The organism is Pedobacter sp. 01T416_2 (assembly GCF_056398925.1).
In genome coordinates this window covers 1-2,126 of sequence record NZ_JBFTQI010000926.1, presented here as the reverse complement: position 1 = coordinate 2,126, position 2,126 = coordinate 1, and the positions used below count along the sequence as shown (strand labels likewise).

1 protein-coding gene is annotated in these 2,126 nt (G+C 46.0%); it reads left to right on the top strand.

Translation table 11 applies throughout. The annotated features are described in order from the left end of the window. The coding region (locus AC1DPQ_RS25900) for a glycosyl hydrolase (RefSeq protein ID WP_477611327.1) at positions 1–2,126 on the top strand (2,126 nt) is incomplete at both ends.

The following is a 2,126-nucleotide window of genomic DNA, read 5'->3' as shown; positions in this document are numbered from 1 at the left end:
GCAATAACGGGGCAATTACCAGGCCGGCACCTGTTCCTGGCCTGGGCTTTGAATCTGATAAATTCGATACCCTTGCATTAAACCATCATTTGGATACCTATGTGGGTAAACTGTTGGGTAGTATAAACAAAACCAGGAAAGATATTACGGGTGGGCTTAAGCGATTACACATGGACAGCTGGGAAATGGGCGCACAGAACTGGACAGGCAGTTTTAGACTAGCTTTTATCAAAAGCAGGGGCTATGATCCGCTAAAGTATTTTCCTGTCTATTCAGGGCACATTGTAGGTAGTTTGCAAGAGAGCGAACGTTTTTTATGGGACCTGAGAGAGACTGCTCAGGAACTTATCCTGAAAAACCATGCAGAACAGGTAAAAGCCTATGCGCACCGTTATGGCTTATCCCTTTCCATCGAGCCTTATGATATGAACCCAACCGCCGATCTTCGGCTTGGCGCGGTGGCAGATGTACCCATGGCCGAATTCTGGAGTAAAGGATTTGGATTCAATTCTACTTATAGCGTTATTGAGGCCACTTCGATAGGTCATGTGATGGGCCGTTCGCTTATTCCGGCTGAAGCTTTTACCGCTCAGGATAATGAAGGTTGGAAACAACATCCAACCAGCATGAAAAACCAGGGAGACTGGGCATTTGCGGCCGGGGTGAACCGCTTTGTATACCACACCTTTCAGAATCAGTTTTTGCCAGATTCGCTCAAACCTGGGGCAACGATGGGGCCATATGGTGTACACTGGGACAGAAACCAGACCTGGTGGCCCATGGTAGATGCTTATCATGCCTATGTAAGCAGATGCCAATACCTGTTGCAGCAAGGAAGAACGGTTGCCGATATTCTTTATCTAACTCCAGAAGGTTCACCGCATGTTTTTGTCCCCCCTTCTTCAGCGTTGAGAGGCGATACCCTGGCCGACCGCAGAGGTTATAATTTTGATGGATGCGCACCTGCACAGCTTATGGAAGCGAATGTAGAAAACCGCTATATTGTATTTCCAAGCGGTGCCAGATACCGCATAATGGTACTTCCCGAAAGTGAAACCATGACACCTGAGCTGCTTACCAAGATTTCATCACTGATCGGCAAAGGCGCAACCGTTATCGGTAACCCACCAAAGCGTTCTCCTAGTTTGATGGGCTATCCAGGTTGTGATCAGCAGATTGAAAAGATCGTCCGCGAAATATGGGGGCAGGGGCAATTGCCGAAAACGCAGGAGACAAAACGTTACGGTAAAGGAACAATCATCTGGGGAGAAGCGTTACGTAAACAACAGGACCATCTTTATCCTCATTACAGACAGACAGCTGAGGTACTACATACATTACCATTGGAAGAGGATTTCGTTACAACGGCGCCTGTAAGATATACCCATCGTACCAATGAGAATTGGGATATTTATTTCCTTTCTAATACCAGCGATAGCGCTATCAGTTTTAAAGCTGCTTTCAGGTCGGTAAAAGGTGCTCCGGAGATTTGGGATGCGGTTACCGCTAAGATTAAACAGGTAAACGATTTCACTGTTGCTAATAAAAAAACGATGATCCCAATAGCATTGGCGCCTTATCAGAGCTGCTTTGTGGTGTTTTCGAAGGAAAATCGCATTACGCAGGTAGCTGGTTTGCGTGAAACACAGCGACAGGAATTGCTTACCCTAAAAGGACCATGGGAAGTGAGTTTTGACCCGAAATGGGGAGGGCCCAAAAAAGTGGCTTTTGATTCCTTATCTGATTGGTCTAAAAACAAACTTGAAGGCATCAAATATTATTCAGGGATTGCAGCCTACCAAAAATCTTTTGATTTTAAAGCAGGTAAGCTTAAAGGAAAAACCTATCTGGAGCTTGGAAAGGTGAAAAACCTTGCCCGTGTAAGCCTTAATGGAAAAGTGGTTGGGGTGTTATGGACACCGCCTTGGAAAATCGATATTTCCGCTCAGGTTAAACCAGGGAAAAACGAACTCCTTATAGAAATTGCCAACCTTTGGGCTAACCGGCTGATCGGCRATGAAGCAAAACCCGATGATGGGATTGCCGATGGTAAATGGCCGCAATGGTTGTTAAACGGCAAGCCACGAACCAGTGGCAGATTTACCTTTACCACATCTAAGCAATAC